Source organism: Flavobacterium aciduliphilum (assembly GCF_003268855.1).
Classification (GTDB): Bacteria; Bacteroidota; Bacteroidia; order Flavobacteriales; family Flavobacteriaceae; genus Flavobacterium; species Flavobacterium aciduliphilum.
In genome coordinates this window covers 53,047-78,181 of sequence record NZ_QLSZ01000003.1, presented here as the reverse complement: position 1 = coordinate 78,181, position 25,135 = coordinate 53,047, and the positions used below count along the sequence as shown (strand labels likewise).

At 28.9% G+C, this 25,135-nt stretch carries 22 protein-coding genes; all 22 read left to right on the top strand.

Annotated features, from left to right (window positions below; translation table 11 throughout):
• The first annotated feature begins 194 nt into the window (after positions 1-194).
• Positions 195-539: a hypothetical protein gene (locus CLV55_RS04525; protein ID WP_112112564.1), complete on the top strand. Its 345-nt coding sequence runs from the start codon at positions 195-197 to the stop codon at positions 537-539.
• Positions 532-1,467 carry a metallophosphoesterase gene (locus tag CLV55_RS04520; RefSeq protein ID WP_112112563.1) on the top strand — a complete coding sequence of 312 codons (936 nt, stop codon included), beginning with the start codon at positions 532-534 and terminating at the stop codon, positions 1,465-1,467. The genes CLV55_RS04525 and CLV55_RS04520 overlap by 8 nt, the downstream gene beginning before the upstream one ends.
• Before the next feature lie 29 nt (positions 1,468-1,496).
• Positions 1,497-1,727: a hypothetical protein gene (locus CLV55_RS04515; protein ID WP_112112562.1), complete on the top strand. Its 231-nt coding sequence runs from the start codon at positions 1,497-1,499 to the stop codon at positions 1,725-1,727.
• Positions 1,724-2,179: a WapI family immunity protein gene (locus CLV55_RS04510; protein ID WP_112112561.1), complete on the top strand. Its 456-nt coding sequence runs from the start codon at positions 1,724-1,726 to the stop codon at positions 2,177-2,179. Before CLV55_RS04515 ends, CLV55_RS04510 begins: the two co-directional genes overlap by 4 nt.
• 15 nt (positions 2,180-2,194) lie before the next feature.
• Positions 2,195-2,998: a hypothetical protein gene (locus CLV55_RS04505; protein ID WP_146739533.1), complete on the top strand. Its 804-nt coding sequence runs from the start codon at positions 2,195-2,197 to the stop codon at positions 2,996-2,998.
• A gap of 3 nt (positions 2,999-3,001) precedes the next feature.
• Entirely contained in the window at positions 3,002-3,442 is a 441-nt protein-coding gene (locus tag CLV55_RS04500) for a hypothetical protein (protein WP_112112559.1), read from the top strand.
• 22 nt (positions 3,443-3,464) lie between these two features.
• Positions 3,465-5,051, top strand: coding sequence for a DUF4116 domain-containing protein (locus tag CLV55_RS04495; protein ID WP_112112558.1), 1,587 nt, complete (start codon positions 3,465-3,467; stop codon positions 5,049-5,051).
• Positions 5,052-5,094: 43 nt separating this feature from the next.
• Positions 5,095-5,712: an NADAR family protein gene (locus CLV55_RS04490; RefSeq protein WP_211306482.1), complete on the top strand. Its 618-nt coding sequence runs from the start codon at positions 5,095-5,097 to the stop codon at positions 5,710-5,712.
• A gap of 84 nt (positions 5,713-5,796) precedes the next feature.
• Entirely contained in the window at positions 5,797-6,915 is a 1,119-nt protein-coding gene (locus CLV55_RS04485) for a hypothetical protein (RefSeq protein ID WP_112112557.1), read from the top strand.
• Positions 6,916-7,234: 319 nt separating this feature from the next.
• Positions 7,235-7,795 carry a hypothetical protein gene (locus tag CLV55_RS04480; RefSeq protein WP_112112556.1) on the top strand — a complete coding sequence of 187 codons (561 nt, stop codon included), beginning with the start codon at positions 7,235-7,237 and terminating at the stop codon, positions 7,793-7,795.
• A gap of 518 nt (positions 7,796-8,313) precedes the next feature.
• Complete coding sequence (locus tag CLV55_RS04470; protein WP_112112554.1) at positions 8,314-8,634, top strand: hypothetical protein; 321 nt, start codon at positions 8,314-8,316, stop codon at positions 8,632-8,634.
• A 58-nt stretch (positions 8,635-8,692) separates the two neighbouring features.
• Complete coding sequence (locus tag CLV55_RS04465) at positions 8,693-9,604, top strand: helix-turn-helix transcriptional regulator (RefSeq protein WP_112112553.1); 912 nt, start codon at positions 8,693-8,695, stop codon at positions 9,602-9,604.
• A 71-nt stretch (positions 9,605-9,675) separates the two neighbouring features.
• On the top strand, positions 9,676-10,305 hold the full coding sequence (locus CLV55_RS04460; protein WP_112112552.1) for a hypothetical protein: 630 nt from the start codon (positions 9,676-9,678) through the stop codon (positions 10,303-10,305).
• 19 nt (positions 10,306-10,324) lie between these two features.
• Positions 10,325-11,557, top strand: a complete 1,233-nt coding sequence (locus CLV55_RS04455; RefSeq protein ID WP_112112551.1) for a metallophosphoesterase family protein — start codon at positions 10,325-10,327, stop codon at positions 11,555-11,557.
• 11 nt (positions 11,558-11,568) lie between these two features.
• Positions 11,569-14,610, top strand: a complete 3,042-nt coding sequence (locus CLV55_RS04450; RefSeq protein WP_112112550.1) for an AAA family ATPase — start codon at positions 11,569-11,571, stop codon at positions 14,608-14,610.
• Between the two features lie 20 nt (positions 14,611-14,630).
• Positions 14,631-15,695, top strand: coding sequence for a hypothetical protein (locus CLV55_RS04445; RefSeq protein ID WP_112112549.1), 1,065 nt, complete (start codon positions 14,631-14,633; stop codon positions 15,693-15,695).
• A gap of 71 nt (positions 15,696-15,766) precedes the next feature.
• The gene (locus CLV55_RS04440) at positions 15,767-19,135 is read left to right on the top strand and encodes a TM0106 family RecB-like putative nuclease (RefSeq protein WP_112112548.1); all 3,369 of its coding nucleotides are present in this window, start codon (positions 15,767-15,769) and stop codon (positions 19,133-19,135) included.
• A gap of 11 nt (positions 19,136-19,146) precedes the next feature.
• Positions 19,147-19,716: a hypothetical protein gene (locus CLV55_RS04435; RefSeq protein ID WP_146739531.1), complete on the top strand. Its 570-nt coding sequence runs from the start codon at positions 19,147-19,149 to the stop codon at positions 19,714-19,716.
• A gap of 14 nt (positions 19,717-19,730) precedes the next feature.
• Positions 19,731-20,303 (top strand): hypothetical protein, encoded by a 573-nt coding sequence (locus CLV55_RS04430; RefSeq protein WP_112112546.1) that lies wholly within the window; start codon positions 19,731-19,733, stop codon positions 20,301-20,303.
• A gap of 16 nt (positions 20,304-20,319) precedes the next feature.
• Positions 20,320-20,553, top strand: coding sequence for a hypothetical protein (locus tag CLV55_RS04425; protein WP_112112545.1), 234 nt, complete (start codon positions 20,320-20,322; stop codon positions 20,551-20,553).
• A gap of 155 nt (positions 20,554-20,708) precedes the next feature.
• Positions 20,709-22,997 (top strand): vWA domain-containing protein, encoded by a 2,289-nt coding sequence (locus tag CLV55_RS04420; RefSeq protein ID WP_112112544.1) that lies wholly within the window; start codon positions 20,709-20,711, stop codon positions 22,995-22,997.
• Positions 22,998-23,053: 56 nt separating this feature from the next.
• Positions 23,054-25,132 (top strand): hypothetical protein, encoded by a 2,079-nt coding sequence (locus CLV55_RS04415; RefSeq protein WP_112112543.1) that lies wholly within the window; start codon positions 23,054-23,056, stop codon positions 25,130-25,132.
• Positions 25,133-25,135: the final 3 nt, after the last annotated feature.

Sequence of the window (25,135 nt, the reverse complement as noted above, 5' to 3'; positions counted from 1 at the left end):
TATTAGTTCCTTTTTTAAAAATTGTAGATGTTCTGGTTTTGGTTTAATTGATATTCTCGCCATATACTTAAAAATGCTAAAATACGAAAAACTATAGTGAAATTCTATTTGCTATTATTTGCAAACTCTCAAATTTGACAAGTGGATTTTAATTGTTTATTTTTGATAAAAAAGTTTAAATAAAACTCTGAATCATGAATGCTTTTGAAGAAAAAGAGGTTATAAAATCTAAGTTTAAAGATGCCTCTGATGAAGAGTTGTTAACCAATATTAGAATTTCAAAATTATTTTATATTCTTTTTTCGAGGAATTTTTACAGAATATTGGTGTTTTCTTTTTCAATGTTGATTAATTTATATTTCTATCATAAAATAGGTAATGAAATACGATTGATAAATAATTCTGTAATAGCGTTGGTGATATCAATTTTTATTACTAACTATTTAAACTCAGATAAAGAAGCTGAGACAGAAAAACAGACTATTAAAATTTTAAGAAAAATGAGAGAAGAACTTAAAGAGAAAAGAAAGTATGAGTAAATTAATTATAGATTATAATCAGAAAAAAGAACCCGATTTTATTGGAGATATTCACGGTTACTATGATGAGTTAATTCAATTGTTTGAAAAAATGGGATATGCTAATGAAAATGGTATTTATAAGCATCCAGATCGTTTTCCTGTTTTTATTGGAGATTATATTGACCGTGGTCCAAAGATTTTTGAAACCATAGCGTTAGTAAAAAGAATGCAAGAAACAGGAAATGCAATTGCTTTAATGGGAAATCATGAATTGAATTATTTAGAATTGCATTACAAGAATGTTGATGGAAACACATTTAGATCTCAATCAAAAAGAAATCAAGTCGCAGCAACGGATGAAGCTTTTGCAGGAAAAGATAAAGAAGTGTATTTGGATTGGATGTCAAAATTACCAATTGCTATTGAATCGGGACATTTCAGAGCGGTACATGCGCAATGGGAGGAAGAGGCTATTAAAATTTTAAAAGAATCAAAAATTGAAAAATTAGATGAAAATGGTTTGAGAACTGCTCACGATGATTCTAAGTTATATAAATCAATTGAAGTCTTATTGAAAGGAAAAGAATTAAAATTACCTGAAACCTTGCACTATAATGATCATGGTTCAGAACCAAGAACTGAAGCCAGAATAAAATGGTGGCAACCCCGAAAAAGAACTCTTTTCGGTGAAGATTTTGCCTCACTTCCAGTGCACATGATTGATAAAGACATTTCCGATTTTGGTCACGATTATGTTTTTTATTATGATAATACTCAGAAACCAGTATTTTTTGGGCATTATTGGATGGATGCGAAAAAAGTAAAATTAATGAGTTCCAATGCGTGTTGTGTAGATTATAGCATTGCAAAAGAAGGAATTTTAGTAGCTTATAGACATTCCCAAAGAGAAGCATTGTCTAATGATTATTTTATTACCCATCAATAAATTTCTTTTTATTTAATTAACATTTATAAATGACACTAGCAAGTATAGGATTATGGGTTACGGTAATTTATTTGATAAATTTTGTAAGCTTAAATTTTTTGAAGCAAATGAATGCTAGTGAGGAGCATAGAGATGCCTATTCTCCATTTGTTTTAAAAGTAGCTAAGTTCCCATCTTGTGGGTTTACAATAGTATTGTTCTTGGTACTATTTGGATTCTTATTACAGTTAATAGAATTTATTCTTAATAAGAACTTATGATGCTAAAAAATCACCTAGGAGAAACTTTTGAGTTGAAGGTTATAAAATACCACTTCAATCTCAATGAAATAAAAATCAAACAATTTAATAGTGATTGGTTAGATGTTAAAATAGAAATTAGAAAAGATATAGGCACCATTTCAAAGTCAATTGAGTGTTTTTTAACTGAAGATTTAGATCGAATCATGGATTGGATCAATGGATTTGAAAACAACACAAGTAAAAAGAGACTTTACTTTCTTGATACTAATTTAGTTTTCATGAGAATTAAAAGAAGTTTTATTACGTTTGTTAAAGTGGTTTACTTTATAAATGATAAAGATTTTATATCTTGGGATTTTGAAATTAATAAAGAGAATGTATTTGAATTTAAAAACAAAATACAACAGTACATAAAACTATTTCCATGCCGCTGTGGAATGCTGCATAATTATAGTAAAGGTAATTACTAATTTAAAAATAATTAAATGACAATTCAATTTCAGCATCCTAGTAATGGTTTTATTAATTTTAATCCGTCTGATGTTAATCATTATTCAAATCTTAATTTACCAGGTGTTTATATTTACGGTTTAAGACTAGAATTTATTATTAATAGAAAACTGGAGAGGAAGTTTGTTCCTATGGCAGTTGGGGAAACAGACAACTTAAAAAGAAGATTGTTTTTTGAACATTATTCTTTATTAAGTACAAACGGAAACTCTTCTAAAGAAATTTTCAATTGGGCTTCTATTCGGTCTCTAAATGACTTAATGGAAGTTTATACCGATATGTCAAATTATAAACAGTCCAAAACAGCACATAACTCAACTTTGAAAAATTTAATATGGTATAATGATTCAGTTTTTTTTGATAATAAATTAAATTTAAGTCTATATAAAAGTAAATACATTTCAGGGACAGGTGTTCTTAAAAGTATTGGACAAAATGGAGATTTAGATTCTATTTTTTTAAATAATATTAGACTTTACGAAGCTTTAAAAATGAAAACAGATATCATTCTAACTAAAGAAATTTTTGTTAATAATTTTTATTTTATCTATGCTACTGATGGTAATATTATTAAAAGAGATAATTTTTCATTTAATGTAAGTAGTAATCGTCTTAGTGTTGAGAAAACATCTAAACAATTACTTACAAATATTAATATATTTACAACAGCTGATTCAAGAAGAGGGAGTATTATTCCTTTATCTCTCGATTTATCATGCATTCAAAACGATTTAATTAACTTGACCGGGAAACCATTTATTAATCCTTTAATATTATAAATTATGAATAATCAATTAGAAAAATTAGTTAAAACTTTAAAAACATTAGGAACTATTGATAATGTCGATTTTTCTTATCAATCTGAAAAATACCATGATCATTATTATTTGAATATAAAAATGGTCAGAAAACATTCAAATAATGAAGCTATGATGATTTTTGAAGAAGATATAGCAAATATGAGATTAAAAATAATAATTGACAATCACAAGTTATATGAAGCGTATAAACTTCTAGATGAGGAAAATAAAATACCTAAACAATTTAACATAATAAATCCATGTGTTGAAGAGGGTTATATGAATAGTTTAGTCGAATTATATTATTTAGAAATCATTAATAATCTAAAAGTCTTTAATGGCGTAAGTGATAATTATGATGCCATTGCGAAACTTGCAGGAAAGTGTTATGGATATCATTTTGGAAAAATAGTAGGTATTTAACAACCACTTTAAAACAATCTAAATGTCAGAAAAAAGAAATTACATAGAACAATTAAACGAAAGTCCCGAATTATTAAAAACACTTCATAAGGAATATTTGAAAGATAAAAATATCATCAAGGCAGCATTAGTCCGAACTATGCCATATTACATTTCTGATGATGTCTTTTTCTCTATGTTTGACAGTTTAGAGCTGTTTGAATTAATTGATGATTCTTTAAAGAGTGATGTTGAATTTGTAAAAGAATTGATGGATAGTTGTTCGGGGTATCTATTTCAATACTTACCTGATGTTTTGAGAAACAATAAAGAAGTGTATCAATTTGCTGTAAAACGAACAGGTTTTGAATATGTATTCAGACGATTACTAAAAGAAGCTATTGGAGAAGATAATGTAGATATAGATCGATTAAAGAATCTGGAGGAGACAATCCGAGATTTTTTATCTACCATTAGTATTACAGAGTATGCTGGTTCAGAAATTTTAAAGGATAAGGAGTCCATATTGATAGCTTTAGAAAGAGACCCATTGACCTTCCAGTTTTTGAATGATGAGATGAAATCGGATCATGATATTATTCAAAATGCTTTGTCTTTTGGTTCCCTAAACATGAGACATATTAACAAAAAAGAAATTAAGAAATCAAAATTTGAACTTCTCAAAGAGCAATACTTTGAAATTCTCAAAAAAGACCCTTATCAATTAGAACATGCACCCAAAGAATTATTATCGGACAAGGATACTATTAGAACAGCGGTAGTCAAAAAATGGTATGAGTATTTTCAAGAATGGGGAGAGCATTCAGAACTATTTGATGTGTTGAGTGTATTTCAATATGCAGATGAATCAATCAGAAATGATAGGGAATTTGTTAAAGAATTACTAGACAGCTGTGGAGGATATTTGTTTGAATTTTTGCCTGAGAGTTTAAGAAATGATGAAGAAATTTATCTAATGGCATTGCATCGAAGTGGATGGGACTATGTTAATGAACGGTTGTATAAAGAAACCCAATCGTGCAGCGAAGATGATTATGAAGATTGTTATTATGAATACCAAAGTGACAGAAAGTTTGATTTTAAAATTCATTTCACCAACTCAAAAGGAATAACAAGACATGCAGGACAAAATATTCTAGAGAATAAAAAATTAATGTTATCGGCATTAAAATATGAGCCTGATGAGTTTCATTATATGCACGAAACGCTTAAAGATGATAAAGAGCTAGCATTAGCAGCAGTATATGAAAATACCTTAAATTATTCAGATGTTAGTGAACGTTTACGAGATGATCTTGATGTAGCCCTAGCGGCAATTCAAGGAAATGGGTATTGGTTTGATTATTTAAGAGGAGAGGAATCTATTTGGGGTCAAATTGATAGTTATGTTTTCGAATACATGAGTGGAAGAATTAGAAATAATAGGGAAGTCTACATTAAAATAATTGAAGACTGTTATGAAGGTGAACAAGTAATTGAATTTTTGCCAGAACAACTCAAAAATGACAAAGAAATTATAATGATGGCTTTACGAAAAGACTACAAATTAATTGAATATGTTAGCGAAAAATTACAAAACGATAAAGATATCATTGCATTAGAAAATTAGAGTTTTCACAAAAAAAATATTCATTTTAATAAATTAAAAATATTTGACTCATATCAATTTAAATCATCAAACCTATTCCAAAAAAGATTGTTGTTGGTTTCTAAAAGTAGATACCGAATGGGGAGGTTTGTCTAATATGAAAGGGATTATCTATCCGTTATTGGTGAATAAAAGAAAAATTTTAACTTCAGAAGCCTTATATCAAGCTTGTCGTTTTCCTGATTTCTCAGAAATACAAGAAGATATAATAAAACAAACGAGTCCCATGGCGGCTAAAATGAAGTCAAAGCCTCATAGACTAAAATGTACGAGAGCCGATTTTGAAGAAGAAAAAATAGCCATTATGTATTGGTGCTTGAGGGTTAAGTTGGCTTGTAATCCTAATGGTTTTGGTCATCTATTAAAGAAGACAGGTAACAAACCCATTGTTGAGGTGAGTCATAAAGATTTATTCTGGGGCACAAAAGAAGATAAAAATAATCCTAATATTGTAGTAGGAGCCAATGTATTAGGACAATTGTTAATGGAATTAAGAAGCTTTTATCTGGACAATCAAGAATCAAAAGCCTATTTAACAGTTGCACCTTTAGGTATTCCTAATTTTAAATTATTTGGAGAACCAATCCAAGCAGTTGTTCATCCAATTTTGTTAAGTCAATAAATCATTTTTTACTTATTAAATTCAATCGAAGCACTATGAAACATAACTAACTTAAATTTTTATTAACTTTAATTATTATGTATTATGAAAATTATTAAAAGCTTTTTGATTGTTTGTATTTTTATAAATGGATTATTTGGTATTAGTCAAACAAAACCAATTCAAATTTATTCCTCTGAAGAGGTTTCAATAGATTTTTTAAAAGATAAATTTCGCTTTCATTTTAATCCTAAGAGTTCCAGTAAAATTGAATTGGTCTTTAGAAGTACTGTGAAAGAAGAATTAGGAAGAATTCCATTGCCATATACAGAGGAACAATTTGATGTATATGCAGAAAAATATTTTAAACCCTATTATTCAAAATGGTTCATATATGATCATGTTTTTCTTTTTGATGAAATGAATGGTGTATTTTATACTTATGAAGGAAATTTAGCGTTAGAAAAATTAAAAAATAATGCAATCCAATATTCACATAATATTACAATTGAAAAAGGAGCGAAAAGGCCAGATAAAAAAATATCTTTTCTAGAAGAGAACTCATTTGTTTTCATTTATGTTGATAACGAATTATTGGATGTATTATTACTTAACACAAAAAAAGATCAATTAGTTAGTTATAAAAAGATGACTGATATAATGGAATTAAAGCATTGGTATTTACAACCATTTATCCCCAAAGTTTATTACTCTATTGCATATGAAAATGGGGGATTTGTTGTGTCAGAAGCGGATTCAATTACAAGAGACCCTGATAAAATTTATTTTGATACTCCTGATACTAATAATTCTGAAGATAAATATTGTATTGAAATACAAGGTGGAAAATATTATTTAGGGGAGGAAACCAGGGAGTCTTTTTCTTTAAATAAAGAGGCTATATTAAACAAATATGAATCCAAAATTAGTAATACAAGGCAAACTAAAGATTCCTCTCAATTGTATTATGAGTATTCTGAGTCATATTGGACAAACTTTGTTAAATTTTATTATTACTTGAATTATACGATTGGTTCTTTACCTGGAAATAATTCTTCTCATTTTTCATATTTTTATGGTAATTCTGGAGCATTGAAAGACGGTGTTTATAATGTAGAAGTACATAATAAAATAAATTCTTGCCAGTCTTTTAGCATTGTTTTAAAAAACAATACACTTTCAAGGTTTGATTTACAAAGTGATTTTAGCAATCAAAAGTATTAATATAAAGCCATTAAAGTCAAAGATAAATATGGACAATCTCTCTATTTTTTAGATGGAAATACAGTACAGGTTAAAGACAAATATGGAACTGCTTTATACTATTTTGATGGACAAACCATTAGACAAAAAGACAAGTATGGACAAGCACTCTATTTTGTAGATGGTCAATATCTGAAAATAAAAGATAGGTATGGGGTGTCTATTTATTATTTTGAGGGTATTCCCGAGAAATGGGCTATTGTTTGTTTGATTTTATAATACAAAATATAATACTAATAATTTTTTGAGTTTTATAATATCAGTTTATAATCACACTTTTATGAAAAGTAAAAAAAATGAACATTCATTTTTTGGAGATTTGAAACTTAAACCAGTAAAAGTTGAACCTTTTATTTGGCATCTATCTCCAAAGCGAAATAGAGAAGGTATTTTAAACAGAGGACTTTTAATTGATGAAGATAAAAAGTTAATTTATGCAAATAATTTTAACTGTGATTTACATAGTATGTGGCCTATTCCAATTGAATCTATGAACATTTCTTTTGGTCTAGGTTTTAAAAGTGATGAATCAATAAAATCCTCACTTATTGCTGCTGTAGCACCTTATTTTGATTTTTGGAGAATCGATACAAAAAAATTAGCTACTGAATGGTTTGTTGATCCCTTTTTAAGAAAGGAAATTAGAGTCTATTCACATTGTAAAAATAATCCTAAATCATATGTATGTACATTTTCACCTATTTCAAATAGATATTTACAATTATTTGAATATGATCCAAATTTAAAAGAAGAAGTGTTAATTATTGAAAAAGAGGGGGTTATAAACACTTTAGGTATGAAATTACCATTGAAAAAAGTACTTATAAATGAGCATTATTAAGCAAGCCAGAAAATTAAATATAAATATTGACTTTAAGATTCTAGTTAAAAAAGAAAGTAGATCGGTTAAAAATTATAGTATCAAAGAAATTTTTTAATATAAACTCTTTAAAATTTAATACCAACAAGCTTTGACTTTTTTTTAAATGAATATTTTTTAATAATAAATAAAATTAAGGATTATGACAGACAATGAAAAAAATATCCATAATAAATGGATTCAAGAAACCGAAAATTGCACGATTCCAGAATATGAATTTTACATCTATTTACAAAGATTTTTATATTTGATACATACAAAAATCTTTATTTTTATAACAACTTTTGGAATACAATTTTTTTTGAGTATTATGTATTATGTTTATTTTAATCATAATCCAAAGATTTTTATTTTTAGTTTTTGTATTCAAATGCTTGTATACAAAATATTAATTAGTGACGAGGAATTGATTGACAATAAAAATAATCTGAAAAATGATATTACAAGATTAATTAATTTAAAAAACAAATTGAAAAATAATGAATAATAATAACCCAAAAAAAATATATTACTTTGAAATTATTCAAAACTCAATTCAAAAAGAGTTAGAAAAAGAATATATGTTACTTTATCCTGAGTTTATGGCACATAATTCTGTTTTTTTAGAGTCGGATTCATTAACAGATAAGTTTTATTTAATTAATAGTTTGTCATTTATAAACACTTTTATCAAAAAACTTGAAGAATTAAGTATCGTTTTTAACTTTAATGATAAAACGGATAAATTTATAAATAATGATGATATTTTAAGTTCTTATGAAACTCAAAGAATAATGAAAATATTTTTAAATAATTCTTAACCTTCTAATTTATTTTATGTTAAATAGTCAATTAGTAACTAGATAGCTTCAAAAACATATGTCCAATTACCCAAACATTGTTCGCTTAACAACAATAAAATATTTCTTATCTAGAACCTATAAAACTAAAAAAGAAATTTTAGATTTTTTAGAGGAAAAAGGGGAGTATGTTTCCGCGAGAACTTTAGAAAGAGACTTAAAACAGTTAAAGGAAAATTTAGGTTTTGAATTAATTTATAAAAAGAATAAAGGATATTTTATAGATATTTCTAAGAGTTCCGATATTGAATTATTAGAACGATTTGATGAAGTAGTCAAACTTCTAAATTTAACAAGTGAAAATTCCGAAGCAGTGAAGTATATCTTAAATACTTCACCAGTCATGACTGGTATAGAACAATTGCCTATTTTATTTGAAGCCTTCAAAGAAAAGAGAATACTCTCCTTTAAGTACCATAAGTTTAATGAAACTATTGAATCGGATAAAATAAGAACCGTAATACCTCTTTGGATTAAAGAGCATAATGGGCGTTGGTATTTAATGGCCCTACCTATTGATGGAAATGAAATTAGGGTTTTTGGTATTGATAGAATATATAATATCAATAAATTAGAGTTTTATAACGAATTGTTAATCACCGAAAACATTCAAAAACAAATTGATAACTACAAATTCATGATTGGTATTAACAAACCAATTTTTAAAGATTTAACACTTCATAAAATCGAATTAGCCATTTCTGATAAATATTTAGATTATTGTAAAACAAAACCACTACATCATACACAAAAAATAACAGATAAAAGAATTGATAATTATACTATAGTAGAGTACATTTTGATACCCAATATTGATTTGTTTAAGTTGATTATTTCTGAGTTGGGAGATATTAAATTGATAGGTTCTGAAAAAGTAAAAAAGTACATGAAAAAGGAATATAACCAACTAATGAAACAGATTTTAAAGTAATGATTTTTAAATTTTAACTTCGTCATTATTTGACAACTTACACTATTACTTTTGCGCAAAATTACTTTAAGATGATTCCTCCACAATTAAATAATGCCTTCACTGTTTTTAAAGAAGACATTGCCCCAATATATCGTAAACATGAAGAAACTTTTGACTTAGAAAGCCATCATGGCAGATTTCATATCCTAAGATGTTTGCTTTTAGCAGATAGTTTATATTGTTATTATGAATCTAATGCAATTACCCTTTATATTGAAAAATCCTATTATGCTATCATGTACCATGATGCCATGCGTGGAGATAATGGAATTGATGAGTGGGAACTAGATAGTGCTTATTGTTGTTATAAATATTTGATAAATAAAGGATTTGAGCATCATTTTTCATCAACGGTGTCTAACATTATTTTGAAAGCAGATGAGACTAATCTTGAAGAACAGATTTTATATGATGTGGATGTATTAGATTACAATCGTTTTTTCTACATACCAGAAGAAAGACATTTGTTTAAAGATTATAAATTAAAATTTGCTGGACCTAATGATATAACGGGTTGTAACGACTTAGAGGCAAGAAATAAAATGATTCAATTAGCACAAGACCTTGTGGAGTTTAGTGAAACATTAGCCATTGAAACAGAAACGGAACAATTGATAAAAACGCTTTCAGAATATTATTTAAAAATAAAACCTTGGTAGGTTAAAAAAAGATTAAAATATGAGTATTAAAATTTTGCATACCGCCGATTGGCATTTAGGAAAGAAACTAGATCATTTCTCACGTACAGAAGAGCAAAGATTAGTTCTAAGTGAAATTTGTGAAATTGCAGATAATCAAGAGGCTGATGTAATTGTAATAGCAGGAGATTTATTTGATACATTTAATCCTCCTGTGGAGGCTGTCGATTTATTTTATAAAACTTTAAAAAAACTAGCAAAAAATGGACAACGTCCTGTTATAGCAATTGCTGGTAACCATGATAGTCCAGATAGAATTGATGCTCCATATCCATTAGCAAGAGAATGTGGAATTATTTTTATTGGAAATCTTGATGTAAAAGTTCCTACAATGAATATTGAGAATGGCTTTGAAATAACAAAATCGGATGTTGGTTTTTTTGAAATTAAATTACCAAAATACGATTATCCAATACGAATAATTGCTACTCCTTATGCAAATGAAATTCGTTTAAAAACATATTTAGGAAATGAGGATAAAGAGTTGCAATTGAATCAATTGTTAATGGATTCTTGGAAAAAACTTGCAGATACTTATTGTGACACTAAAGGGGTTAATGTTTTAACAACTCACTTATATATGTTGCAGCGTGAGGGTGAAATTTTAGAAGAACCGGAGGGCGAAAAACCATTAAAAATTGGTAATGCTGACATTGTTTATACCGATTGTATTCCTGAACAAATTCAATATACCGCTTTAGGTCATTTGCATCGTTTTCAAAATGTGGGCGGTCATAATAGTCCTGTCATTTATTCTAGTAGTCCTTTGTCTTATAGCTTTTCAGAAACAGGACAGGATAAAAAGGTTATACTTATTGAAGCCGAACCCAATAAACCAGTTTTATATAAAGAGTTACAATTGTTATCAGGGCGCCAATTACATCGCAAAAGATTTGAGTCTATTGATGAATCCGTTGAGTGGTTATTGGCCAATCCGTATAGCTTAGTGGAATTAACTTTGGTAAGTGATACTTTTATTTCTAATCAAGATTTAAAAAGAATTCATGAAAGTCATGATGGTATCATCTATATTATTCCAGTGATTTCAAAATCTGCTACAGACGATGAAAACACAGCTGTAAGAGTAAATCTTGAACAAGACATTCAAGGCCTTTTCAAAGATTTCTTTATATCAAAATACAAGCAAGAACCCAATGATGATATTTTAGATTTATTTAAAGAAGTACAAGGACTTACCAATAAAAATTTATAAACGAACCATTTATGTTACCATTAAAATTAAGTATCGAAGGATTGTACTCCTATCAGAAGAAACAGATTATTGATTTTACAGCATTAACAGAAGCGGGTTTATTTGGCATTTTTGGTGCAGTAGGTTCAGGGAAATCTTCTGTTTTAGAAGCTATTGGTTTTGTTTTGTATGGTGAAACAGAACGATTAAATAAAACAGATAAGCGCTCCTATAATATGTTGAATTTAAAATCCAATCAAGCTTCTATTGATTTTGAATTCTTGAATTATGAAGACAGAAAATTCAAATTTGTGGCAAATTGGAATCGCAAAAAAAAATTTGATGAAACCACTCCTTTATCTCGTGCGGCTTATGAAATGATTGGTCAGGATTGGATTCCGTTAGATTCAACAGATGCAACACCAATTATTGGACTTTCTTATGATAATTTTAGAAGAACGATTATTATTCCTCAAGGGAAGTTTAAAGAGTTTTTGGAATTAAAAGGAAAAGATCGTTCAGATATGATGAAAGAAATATTTCATCTTCATAAATACGATTTAAGTGCAAAAGTAGGAATACTTCAATCAGCAACGAAATCCAGTTTGGATCAGTTAAAAGGTCAGCTTTCGGGTTATGAAACTATATCTAATGAAACCATACAATTAAAAGTAGAGGAATACCAAAAAGCCTCTGAAATATTAGAAAAAAATAAAGAAATTCATAAAGAAGTAGAAGCAGAATTTACAGTTTTAACTACTTTAAAGTCCAATTTTGAAGAATTTGAAAAAAGAAAAGCATTTTTGTCAGAATTGACTTTGAAGAAGTCTGAAATGGATACTTTGCAAGCAGAAGTAACGCAATTTGAAACAGTAGAAAAAGCGTTTAGAACTAATCTTACTAATTTAAGCCAATCCAATATTGCGCTTGTAAACGCTAAAGCTGATTATGCTTCAACAGAAAATCATTTTAAAACGATTCAAGAAACTATTGGGACTAACGAAAAATTATTACTTGAATTGCAACCTCAATTTAATAATTTGGAATTGTCAAAACAAATGGTTTTGGATTTAGAATCAATAGCTAAAGTTTTAAAATTGAAATCAGAAAGTAAGGATTTTGAAGATAATATTAAAACAGAAAATGATTTAATAGAAGCCTTTTCTATAAAGGAGAAGGCTGAGAAAAATAAATTAACAGCCATTCAAAAAGAGATTGCTGATTTGAAGTTAAAAAAAACAGACACTTCAATATTGTTAGCCGTAGGAGATTGGTTTACACAACATTTTTTTCTTCAAAAAAGTCTAACGGATAGTATTGAGAATATTAAAAATGAAATTGAAAAGATAACTAATTTTAAGACATCTTTCGAAACGTTAGGACTCTCTCCTGAGAATTGGCAAGAGGATTTAAAATCACAAAACAATGTTTTAGAAGCTAAAAAGACAGACCTTGGGACAGCTAAAAATAAATTATTAGTAGCTCAAGAACTTGCTAAATTTTCGCATAGTTTACATCAGGGCGAAAGTTGTCCTTTGTGTGGCGCTTTGGAACATCCAAATCCTATGCAGGTTACAGATGTTTCCCATGAAATTTCAGAAATTGAGACCTCATTTATTGAGTTAGCAAAACAAGAACTTTTTCTTAAAGGAATTTGGGATAAGGCTCAAAAAATGCAAATCGAATGGTCGCATTCTAAAAGCCAATTGGAATTGTTTAAAAAAACCAAAATCGATATTGAACAAAAACAGGAAAATCATCTGGAACAATTTGTATGGACTGCTTTCAGTCCAACAGATTTTGCCTCTTTTGAAGTGCAAAAAAACACACAAGAACAGCTAGAAGTTAATATTAATAGCCTTGAAGCTAATGAAAAAACTTTAAGAGCTTCTTTAGATAAAATAATTGAGGAGATAAAAGGTCATACTATAAATCAGAATAAAATAAAATCCGATTTATCGGCACTATTTGGAGCGATTAAAAATGAATTATCTCAAGTAAAGGTGCTAATTTTTAATGATTATGAGAACAAAGAAGTAGCAGTTATTGAATCTGAAAAAAATGCGTTAGTGGCAAATAATACTCTAGTTGCATCAGAATATAAATTAATTTCAGATACAATAGAGGAAGACAAGAAAAAGGCAGCAGTATTTAAAGGTCGTTTAGATTCTCAAAAAGAATTAATTGAAGTTATCACTAAACAGTTAAAACAAACAAATGATTTAATAAATGGTTTATTAGAAACACATCAATTTGATTCCATAGAGAGTGTTGAGCTTATTTTAAAAAAGAATATTGATGTCAGAACTGAAATGGATAAGATAAATCAATATATAATTCAGCTAGGAGCCGCAAAAACATTAGTTGAAGAATTAGAAAAAATATTATCGGGTCAAGTTTTCGACAAACATAGTTATGAAATCAAAGAACAAGCTACAAAAGAGGCTAATGAAGCTCTAAATGTTCAAATAGGGATAGTTGCTACTTTAGAAAGCGAATTGACAAAAATGAAAAAAGAATTGGATAAGAAAGCCGATTTAATCACTCAATATGTAGCATTAGAATCCCGTGCAACGAATCTTTCAACATTGTCAAATATGTTTAGCGGTGCAGGGTTTGTGAATTATGTGTCTGGTATTTATTTGCAAAACTTAGCCGATGTAGCCAATGTGCGTTTTCATCGTATGACTAAAAATCAATTAAGTTTACAAATCAATACTTCAAATGAGTTTGAAGTTATTGATTATTTAAACAATGGTGCCTCTAGAAGTGTGAAAACACTTTCTGGTGGTCAAGGATTTCAGGCATCTTTATGTTTGGCATTAGCCCTTGCTGAAAGTGTACAATCCCTAAATAAGACCAATAAAAATTTCTTTTTTATTGATGAAGGATTTGGAACTCAAGATCCAGAAAGTGTAGCTGTAGTATTCGAAACGCTACAATCTTTATTTAAAGAAAATAGGATTGTAGGTATTATTTCTCATGTTACAGAACTACAGGAGCGAATACCACGTTCTATTAATGTCATCAAAGACGAGGATAAAGGAAGTGAGATTTATGAAAATTGGAACTAACCATAAATACATTCATTGATATGAAAAACCTATTTATAATCCCTCAAAAAACTCAAAGCATCGTTGCAACTATAGAAAAAGAACAAATAATAAACCTAGGTTCAATTGATATACCTTATGGTTCCAAGACTGTTTATTGTCAAAAGCATGGAATATTTGTGTCTATCAATTTTAAAGAAAAAGCGTTAAAAATGTATAGAGAAAATGGAGAATACATAGGGTTTAACAATCAATTTAATTTTAGTTCCATTGCCATAAAAGACGATGTGGTATATCTTGGTGGAGCCTATAAAAAGAAAAAAAATGGTTTAGGAGAACTTTGTTCTTTATTAGACTTAAGTCAAGTTGACTTTAAATTCAAACAAATCAATTTACCTATCGTTGCCGTAAAAAACAAAGCAATAGATGACATAGTTATTGTAGGTAACAAGTTGATTCTGTTAGACAATATAGTATTTCCTAAATATATTTTTGAATTTGACATTTCCAATCCTAGAGTTCCAATTCATACTAATACTATTAATCTTCCTGATAATGGTACTTACGAGCATATTGTAAAAGGAGATGGAAATGAAAAATGGTTAGGAATCAAATCGTCTACAGTTGGAGATTTTGGTCAAGCACAACATTTGAATGTTTTAGGTGAAAAAAAAGTTCAGTTTGATTATGTTCTTAATCGGGATCAAAATTATAATGAAGAAATAGAAGGTCCTTTTGTAAATAAAGAGGATAGCTCAGAGGAAGATTTTCTTAAAGAGCAAATAACGGAATACAATTCAAAAACCCCAGAAGAAAAACAAGAATTGTTAAAAGGAGAAAATGGAGCAATGTATGAATACATTCAAGAAATGGAGGATTGGAAAAATAAAATTACTTTTTCAAACCCTATTGTTGACTTTTCCATCATAAATGATAATGCATTTATTTTAAACAGAAATGCACTTTATTGTTATGATTTAACAACATATCCAAGTAAGAATATAATAAAACTTCAAACGAAATTAAAAGATATGGTTAAACTTATAAAAACAAGCGACAACAGAATTGTTGTAATGAGCGCTGATGGTTATGAGTTAATAAAGTAAAATGCAAAAAATATATTAGCGATAAATTACAATAATTTGAGAGTTGGCAATACAAAATAAAAATTAAACATATGAAAAAAGTAAATAATACTATAATATTCTCCCCATCTGATTTAGCCAATCACATTAGTTGCAAACATTTAACTAATTTGAATAAAAAAGCTGCTTTAGGAGAATTAAAAAAACCAATTTACAGCAATAGGGTATTAGACATGTTGCGCGAAAGAGGTTTAAATTTTGAGCAAGAATTTCTAAGTCAATTAAGAGCACAAGGTAAATCGATTGTAGAAATTAATCAAGAGAATAGTAATGCAGAACAAGACACCATTTCCGCTATGGAAAATGGAATTGATGTTATATATCAAGCACGGCTTGTAGAAAATGGAATATGGGGTGGTTGGGCCGATTTTATTTTAAAAGTAGATACACCAAGCAAGTTAGGAAATTGGTCATACGAAGTTTTAGATACAAAACTAGCTACTGAAACTCGCGCTGGTACAATTTTACAAATTGCACTCTATTCAGAAAAAATAGGATCTATTCAAGGTCAAATGCCCGAAAAAATGTGGGTACAAAATCCTGAGGGCAAAATAGAATATAGAGTTGATGATTATATTTCATTTGTAAGATTAGCAAAAAAACGTTTATTAGAAGCAATTAAAAATGAAATTACAACCTATCCAGAACCAATAACACATTGTGATATTTGTAATTGGTGGGAAGAATGTAATAAAAAAAGAAGACAAGATGATCATCTTGGTTTTGTTGCAGGTATGGGTACTGCTCAAATTAAAGAAATTAAAAACCAACAAATACATACGTTAAAAGAATTTGCAAATTGGGATATTCCAAATGACTTTGTTCCAATGAAAGGAGCTGTTGATACCTATCAAAAACTAAAAGAACAAGCTAGAGTACAATATAAAGGGAGGGAGGAATCCAGAAACATCTATGAAACATTAAATATAGAACCTAATAAAGGGTTTAATAAACTTCCTGAACCGACAAAACAAGATATTTATTTGGATTTAGAAGGAGATCCAATGATAGAACCAGGCGGTTTAGAATATCTATTTGGATGGTACTGTGAGGGTAAATATTATCCCATTTGGGCAAAAAATGAAGAGGAAGAAAAGTCTGCCTTTGAAAAATTTGTATCGTTTACAATTAATAAATTGGTTGAAGAACCTAATTTACATATTTATCATTATGCTCCCTATGAAACAACCGCTTTTAAACGATTGATGAGTAAATACGCAACCTGTGAGACAGAAATAGATTCCTTTTTAAGAGCGGGTAAATTTATTGATTTGTATGGTATAGTAAGACAATCTGTTAGAGCAAGTGTAGAGAAATATTCAATTAAAGATTTAGAGAAATTTTTTGGATATACCAGAGAAATGGAATTAAGAACTTTATCTAAACTTAAAGCTGAATATGAATTTTTATTAGAAACACAAAATCTTCACGATGCAACAAAAGATATGATAGAAGGAATTCAATTATACAATCAAGATGATTGTGTAAGTACCTACCATTTACATGTATGGTTGGAAGAATTAAGAGCTAGTTTAATTGCGAATGGCACAGAAATTACCAGGCCTGAGATAGTTGATGGAGAAGCAAGTGAAGGCATTAATGCACATATGGAAAGAATTAAACCTATTTTCGATGCATTAATGGATGGTGTATCTGAAAATAGTTCGGAGAGAATTACGAGTATTGATAAAGCAAAATTTATTTTGGCACACATGCTCAATTGGTACCGTCGTGAGAAAAAATCATTTTGGTGGGAATATTTCAGGTTATTATCCATGCCTGCTGATGAACTAATAGAAGAAAGAGCTGCTCTTAGTTATTTGCAATTTACAGGCCAATCCGAAAAAGTGAAAAGTAGTTTGGTTGAAACATATACTTTCCCAAATCAAGAATCCGATATTAAAAAGAATGCTAAAATAAAGAATCAAGATGGAGAAAGTGCAGGGATAGTGGATAGTATTGATTTAATACGTCGGGAAGTTAAAATTAAAAAAGGAATAGCCAAAGCAGGACAGCATCCTATAGCTATTTTTCCTTTTGAAGATTTTCCAACAACTGATAAAGAAAATGCTATCATAGAAATGGCTGAGTGGATTGTAGAAAATGGTTTTGAATCGGATTTACCTAATTATAGAGCTGCTAGAGATTTGCTATTAAGGAATATACCTAGAACAAACGGTGTGGTAAATAACTCAGGTAACACATTGGAGCTTGCGACGGATTGGTCTTTAAAATTAGATAACTCAATATTATCTATACAAGGACCTCCTGGAACAGGCAAAAGTTATACAGCAAGTAATATGATTATAAAGCTAATCCAAGAAAATAAAAAAATAGGAGTAACAGCTTTATCACATAAAGTAATTACAGGTTTGTTAGAAAAAATTCAATCTGAGGCAGACAAAATTGGACTTAGAATAAATATGATTCAAAAAGTTTCTTCGGGTGTTGAAGAAGATAATCCTTGGCAAACTTTTTCAGATAATACTAAAATGCTTTCTCAACTAGATACAGCTAATGTAGTCGCGGGAACTAGTTTTATGTGGAGTACTGCAAATTACAATGATACTGTAGATTATTTATTTGTGGATGAAGCAGGTCAATTGGCTTTAATTGATACCCTTGCTATTTCAAAATCAACTAAAAACATTATTTTACTAGGAGACCCACAACAATTACAACAGCCGCAACAAGGTGTGCATCCTGAGGGAACAGAAGTTTCTGCTTTAGAGCATATAATTAATGGTCGTCAAACAATAGCTCCAGAGCAAGGTGTTTTTTTAGAAGAAACATGGAGGATGCATCCTACTATTTGTGACTTTGATTCCGAAATATTTTATGAAAATAAATTACATGCACGAGATCAACTTCGCAATCAGTCAATTATAGGAAATACCAAATTTGCAGGTTCTGGCTTATTTCATGTAAGTGTAAATGTAAATCATAAAGGTAATACAAACTCATCGCAGGAAGAAGTTGATACAATAATTAAAATTGTAAATGAACTTACTAAAGGAGATATAAAATGGAATAACAGTGAAAATAGACAAACAGTACTAACAAAAAAAGATATTAAAGTTATATCACCATATAATGCACAGGTGCAGAGAATAGTAGAACAAGTTGAAGGCATATCAGTCGGTACTGTAGATAAGTTTCAGGGGCAAGAAGCTCCAGTAATTATCTATTCAGTAGCTACTTCTTCACCAGAAGACGCTCCAAGAGGAATGGACTTTCTATATTCTCCTAATAGATTTAATGTTGCAGTATCAAGGGCTAAAGCTATTTTTATTATGGTGGCTAATGATTCAATTTTTGAACCAGATTGTAAATCACCAAAACAAATAAAATTAGCAAATCCATTTTGCAGATTTAAGGAACTTGCTCAATGTATTTTTTAACTTTAAAACATATGACAAACCAATTGTTAACCAGTTTTTTAGAAATCTATACTTTAAGCAATAATATAGGTAAATGGTCAAAGGATAATTTCACCAATAATCCACCGCGTTTGTATCGATTACAAGCAATAGAGGCTTTGATGAAGGCATTACAAATAAACTGTTCCTATCAAGAATTTCAGTATGGAGAATTTCTATTGGGACAGAACCAATTAGTGCAATCCGAATTGATAACCAAAATAAAAAAGAGCTACCCCATACTTTTTCAAACAATCAATACTGAAGAAAAAAAACAAATTGATGGTCAATTTATGTTTGAAATATTGTTCAGTTATAGAATGCAATTGCAAAAACTAACAAGTGTAAAGGATAGCGTATTGGAATATTCAGAGAACAATAGATATCCAATACTAATCATTGATACCATTAATAACAAACTTCAATCCGATATCAAAGCCATAGACAATATACTAGAATACCTAATCAATCCTAATCAAATCAATATTACAAAGCAAGAATTGATAGAAAAATACAACTACCCAGTGGGAGACCTTGATGAAATAGATTCTGACTGGATATAATAAATAATAAAACTATGGAAAAGCAATTACTAGACACCTTTTTAGATTTATACACCTATGATACCAAAATACAAGAATGGTCCTTTGAAAAATATGAAAACAATCCTTCTCGATATTACCGTTTGCAAATGATAACGGCTTTAATGAAAGCTTTAGATATCAATTGTAGTTATTATGATTTTAAAGAGGGTCGTTTTATTTCAAAAGTTCAGTATAACAAATGGAAAGATTTTAAAGAAACAATTATGGACCAACTCGATGCCAAAGCATATGCGCGTTCCCTTAAAGAGAAACTACATCCATTTGATATACAAAGCATTTTTAGAACGTTTATGGAATACCGCTTATTTTCCGAAAAAGTATTAGGTATTTTTGATGGTATCTACCTTGCAAAAGACGAGTTTAGAGCCTTTGCAAGCATACTAAACAAGTCCAATAGTCATTTAAAAGAAGAGTTAAAAAACATAGAGCAGGTATTGCATTTTTGCATCAATCCAAATGGGCTTAACTATATGCAAGAAGAATTAATCAAACAATTTGGTTATCCTGAAGTAGATTTAGGAGCGATTGATATAGACAATTTTTAAATAAAAAAAATATAAAATGGAAAAAAATAAATTAAAAACCAAAACACCAAATGAACTATTCGACTGGGTATTAACTCATAAAACGATGAATAAAAGAGTTAGAGCTATCTGGAAAAGATTTGTTTTGAATTATTTAAAAAACGAAAATTATAACGTAAACCAAATTTTTGATATTATAAACAATAATAATTTAGGAGAAACTTTAACAAGTAAAATTTTGTTTGATTTGGAAGTGTTTTTTCAAGATTAAGAAGACTTTTAAATTAAATGACCCAATCCTTTTTTAACTTTCTTTTTTTGGTTAAATGAAACCAATTATTTTTTTAATGGGTTTTGATTTGTTTTAGTGTAATTGTAAAATATTAACAAATATTTTTCGTTATCTAGAAATAAAATATTTAAATTATGAAAAAAACGATTGTATTATTTTTTTTACTGTTAAATTTTATTGGATTTTCACAATCAAATTTTTTAAGGGTTCAAACAATCAAGGTGATTAATAATCAGCAGGAGCCAATGGCTAATATACCGGTTACAATAATTGAAACCTTATCAAAACAAAGAGTCTCTAAAAACACCAATACAAAAGGTGAAGTAGTTTTTAACATAACAACTGGGAATGAATGGGCAGTAAATATTCTTGAAATGAAAAATTGTTGCTATATTTATGGTATAGATAAAGGTTATTCAACAGGTAAAAATCTAATAACATATGATATTGAACATTATAAAAGAACACATAGAGCCAAAATAGATAGAAAACAATTTAATTTGATTCAAATAGATCAGACAAAACTAATTGATCCACAACATGAGTCAACAACTGCTATTGTAAAGCTAAAAGTAGTTAAAGATGATGATAATCCACTTAAAAATTTTTATGTTAACCTAACAAGCTATAAACTACAAAAAATATTTTTAGGTAAAACAAACGAACAAGGAATAGCAAACTTTGTAGTTCCAATAAACACTGAATTTGAAGTTGATATTGATGGGATAGAAAGTTTTGATTATGTAGACACAAAAAAATCAGGAATATATGAATTGCAATTTACATACCAGCCAACAGATTTAAAAGAAATTGTAATTAATGATACAATTAGTCAAATACTTCCTAAAGAATTAAAAGGGACTTCTTCTCGAGTTGCTGTAAAAATTAAAGTAAATAAGTTAAGTGGAAACGATATTAGCAAGGAATTGATTTATCTTCAAATGCTGGGAACCAATAAGATTTATAAGGGGAAAATGGATAAAGATGGTCGAGTTTCTTTTTTATTACCAAACAAAAATAAATATTTAATTAATTTTAAATACCAAAAGGAAGTTGATGTTTTGAATTTTTCTCATCTAAGAGGAATTTCAAATTCAGAATCAACCATTATTTACAATCCAGATCCTAAATTAGAATTTCCCGAGCGATTTGTTCCTACCCCTGACCAACTTTTTTTAAAAGATTTTAGAGAGTTCATATCCAAACAATATCCCGAACCGACTGACCCTATAGAATTAAAATTAAAATGGGCAAACGACTCCATAAATGCACTTTCAAAAGAAGCTGTATTAGAATTACGGTTTAAAATTCGTACAGCGAACATAGATTTAAAAGGAGATCCAATAAATATTTCATTAGTGGTTGATAAAAGCGGCTCAATGGAAGGAGATGATAGAATAGGAGCTCTTAAAAAATCATTATTACAATTTATTAGTAAATTAAGATCCAAAGATATAGTATCATTAATAGCGTATGATCACGAAGCAACCCTTTTAGTGCCTTCACAGCCGGTAGGTGATGGTAAATACTTAAAAGATATGATTGAAGACATTGAAGCAGGGGGTGGTACCAATATTTATAATGGAATGGTTATGGGTTATAATCAAATTTTAAAAAAACAAATACCAAAAGGAACGAATCGATTGGTATTGTTGACAGATGGTTATGGTGCCGACGACCCACTTGTAACTATAAAAAAATCGAAAGAGTACAATGATAAAGGTATAGAATTATCTGCTATAGGAGTAGGGCAATTTTATAACCAAGCGTTACTATCCCAACTAGCAACAACAGGTGGAGGATTATTAAATTTTATAGGCTCTTCCAAAAATATTGCATCTGTTTTTCAAAAAGAATTAACCAGCTTATTAAGCCCTTGCGTTAGCGATGTAAAGATTGAAGTAGAATACAATGATAAAATTATTTTTAAACAATTGTATGGGTATCCTTTTAAGAAAGTAAATAACAATACGATTCAATTAGAATTAAATGCAATTTATCCTGGTTTACAAGGTATCGGTTTATTGAAGTTTGATTTAAATAACCCGGATAAAACAATAGAAAAAGCTCCTCTTATAATAAAAATGACGTATTTTGATCCTAATCAATCAAAATACATTGAGAAAAAAGAAAAAGCATTTTTAAAATGGTTGCCTAAAGAAGGGAAAATAGAGCTCATCCTGGAAGCAGAGCAAAAAAAAGCATATGCCATTGCAGTTTTAAATCAAGGATTAAAAGTAATGTCTGAAAATTTTGTAGCGAATAATTATTCTGGAGCAATTGAACATATTGAAAAAGTGCAAAATAATATTAAAGAAATTTATCCAAATGCTTCCGACCTTGATGTGAAAAAACTTATGGATGAAATGAGCCAATATGCTATTTATTTAAAAAGAAAAATAAATAATACATTACAAAATTAAATTTGATAATTTTGTAAAACTATTTAAGATAATATATTTGTAAAAACTACAATAAAATGAATTTTTGCAACCACTGCGGAGCAGACCTCAGACAACACGTACGCACACGATTTTGTCATAATTGTGGCAATCATCTTGAGGGATTAGAAAATTTTACTCATCACCAAGAATCCAAAGATAATTCTTCTGAAGTGCTTCGTGCTTTGAAAGGTGGAATATTAAATTTATTGATAGAAAGAATAGATCAAATAAAGAATACTCTACGATCAGCTTTTAAAACCAGATATTCAGACTCTTGGGCTAAAGAAGAGGATGAATTGAAAAAAGTAGTAAATTTACTTATTTCAGAGCTTAAGAATGGTAATAATTCAGATGTTCTATATGCCATAGGAGCATTCAAGACTTTTTTAAAAGTTGATGCTTATGGTAATTTTGAAAAGATTTCGGACACAAATTTAAACTCTTTTTTAAATTCATCCAACGGTAGAGCTTATGGTCATTGTTATACTGAATTAATAAGGTTATTTAACACGTTAGAAAATAAGTTAAGCGATTCATCAAGTAATCAAATTGAAAGTTATAACTATGAAAATGAGTCAAATAATAATAATGACCAGTCTAATTTTGAAATTTTAAGAAATCAATCTTTTAATAATGGCTATAACTCTTATGGAATCATCTATACTAACTTAAATGCACTAGCCAAGAGGCTAAATTGCGGAGAAGAAGAAGTGGAATCGACTATTTTAAACTACATCTCACAGGTAGAGGAATACGGACATCAATATATTCTGCTTGATGCTGGCAATAATTCCTACAGCAATATAGACGCTGATGATGGCTGGAAAAGCTATGTAGAATTGCTGAAAGATTTTCAAAATGATAATTCTCAAGCGGAATATCTTTTTATTGTAGGAGGACATGATGTGGTTCCCATGGCGATTATTGATAATGAGCCAAGATGCTACCAAGATGACCTTGAAATTGATACAGATATGCCATATTCTTATCTTAAAACTGATAATTTTGAGTTATTATTATGGAATGGAAATATCTTCAAAGAAAGTTTACTGCTTAATGTAGGAAGAATTCCTTTTGCAACAGATAGCGATATTTATGATTTAAAAAATTATTTAGATAGATCAAGTAATAGTTTTTTAACAAATGTTCAGATCAATAATTGTTTTGGGATGACGGCATTAAGTTGGAAAAGTGCTTCTGAAAAAATAATACAAAATGCAAATGCTCAAAAAATACTTCATACCTCACCGCAAATTGATATAAACTCAGTGGATAATGTATACGATGAATCGGCTGAGCTCTATTATTACAATCTTCATGGTAGTAATGCTCCTAATGCTTCTCAATTTTATGGGGATAATGGTGGGGCTGTAGCACCAAAACATATAGCAAAAGCAGTTAATCCCAATTTTTTTATTACTGAAGCTTGCTATGGTGCTAAATTTATAGACTATAATAAACAATCTTCAATGTTAAATAGTGCATTAAATAATAATACACTTGCCTTTGTAGGTTCTAGCAGAGTGGCTTTTGGTTCTTGTTCATCAAACATTAGTAGTGCAGACATTGTAGCAAAATCATTTATAGATGCTCTTTTTGATAACATAAATTGCGGCATGGCTTTGTCTAAAGCTAGGATAGATGTATTTGATGCTTGTCCAGACGAACAATATAATTATGGAGTAACTTCAGCTGTAGAGTTTAATTTATTTGGAGATCCTATTCTAAAGGCATCAGATTCTAGTAAATCAATGTTTAGAAAAAGTAGTAATAATACATTAAAAAATAATAGTATAAAATCAAAATCATATACTAAATCAAAACCTGAAATTAAAGAAATTGATTTTAAAAATTTAGAAAAAGGAATTCTAAATGATGTAAGAAATTTAGTTAATAATGAGGTTTTAAAGATTAGAAAAACTGTTGATTCATATTTATATCAAAATTTTAATGTAGACAAACGGGGTCTTCAAAGGGTGTTCCTGATAAAATCAAAATTTGGTGAGGAAACTTTTAATTATATGTATCAAAATCAAAATGGAAATATACAAACCACATATTCTGTTTTTACAGATAAACGCGGTAAAATAAAATCAATACTAACATCAAAATAAATA

Coding starts and splice junctions, on each gene's coding strand:
- CLV55_RS04520 (WP_112112563.1), top strand. CDS start 532: ATGAGTAAATTAATTATAGATTATAATCAGAAAAAAGAACCCGATTTT.
- CLV55_RS04460 (WP_112112552.1), top strand. CDS start 9,676: ATGATTCCTCCACAATTAAATAATGCCTTCACTGTTTTTAAAGAAGAC.
- CLV55_RS04455 (WP_112112551.1), top strand. CDS start 10,325: ATGAGTATTAAAATTTTGCATACCGCCGATTGGCATTTAGGAAAGAAA.
- CLV55_RS04495 (WP_112112558.1), top strand. CDS start 3,465: ATGTCAGAAAAAAGAAATTACATAGAACAATTAAACGAAAGTCCCGAA.
- CLV55_RS04510 (WP_112112561.1), top strand. CDS start 1,724: ATGATGCTAAAAAATCACCTAGGAGAAACTTTTGAGTTGAAGGTTATA.
- CLV55_RS04440 (WP_112112548.1), top strand. CDS start 15,767: ATGAAAAAAGTAAATAATACTATAATATTCTCCCCATCTGATTTAGCC.
- CLV55_RS04465 (WP_112112553.1), top strand. CDS start 8,693: ATGTCCAATTACCCAAACATTGTTCGCTTAACAACAATAAAATATTTC.
- CLV55_RS04485 (WP_112112557.1), top strand. CDS start 5,797: ATGAAAATTATTAAAAGCTTTTTGATTGTTTGTATTTTTATAAATGGA.
- CLV55_RS04480 (WP_112112556.1), top strand. CDS start 7,235: ATGAAAAGTAAAAAAAATGAACATTCATTTTTTGGAGATTTGAAACTT.
- CLV55_RS04415 (WP_112112543.1), top strand. CDS start 23,054: ATGAATTTTTGCAACCACTGCGGAGCAGACCTCAGACAACACGTACGC.
- CLV55_RS04525 (WP_112112564.1), top strand. CDS start 195: ATGAATGCTTTTGAAGAAAAAGAGGTTATAAAATCTAAGTTTAAAGAT.
- CLV55_RS04505 (WP_146739533.1), top strand. CDS start 2,195: ATGACAATTCAATTTCAGCATCCTAGTAATGGTTTTATTAATTTTAAT.
- CLV55_RS04450 (WP_112112550.1), top strand. CDS start 11,569: ATGTTACCATTAAAATTAAGTATCGAAGGATTGTACTCCTATCAGAAG.
- CLV55_RS04515 (WP_112112562.1), top strand. CDS start 1,497: ATGACACTAGCAAGTATAGGATTATGGGTTACGGTAATTTATTTGATA.
- CLV55_RS04420 (WP_112112544.1), top strand. CDS start 20,709: ATGAAAAAAACGATTGTATTATTTTTTTTACTGTTAAATTTTATTGGA.
- CLV55_RS04425 (WP_112112545.1), top strand. CDS start 20,320: ATGGAAAAAAATAAATTAAAAACCAAAACACCAAATGAACTATTCGAC.
- CLV55_RS04470 (WP_112112554.1), top strand. CDS start 8,314: ATGAATAATAATAACCCAAAAAAAATATATTACTTTGAAATTATTCAA.
- CLV55_RS04445 (WP_112112549.1), top strand. CDS start 14,631: ATGAAAAACCTATTTATAATCCCTCAAAAAACTCAAAGCATCGTTGCA.
- CLV55_RS04500 (WP_112112559.1), top strand. CDS start 3,002: ATGAATAATCAATTAGAAAAATTAGTTAAAACTTTAAAAACATTAGGA.
- CLV55_RS04435 (WP_146739531.1), top strand. CDS start 19,147: ATGACAAACCAATTGTTAACCAGTTTTTTAGAAATCTATACTTTAAGC.
- CLV55_RS04430 (WP_112112546.1), top strand. CDS start 19,731: ATGGAAAAGCAATTACTAGACACCTTTTTAGATTTATACACCTATGAT.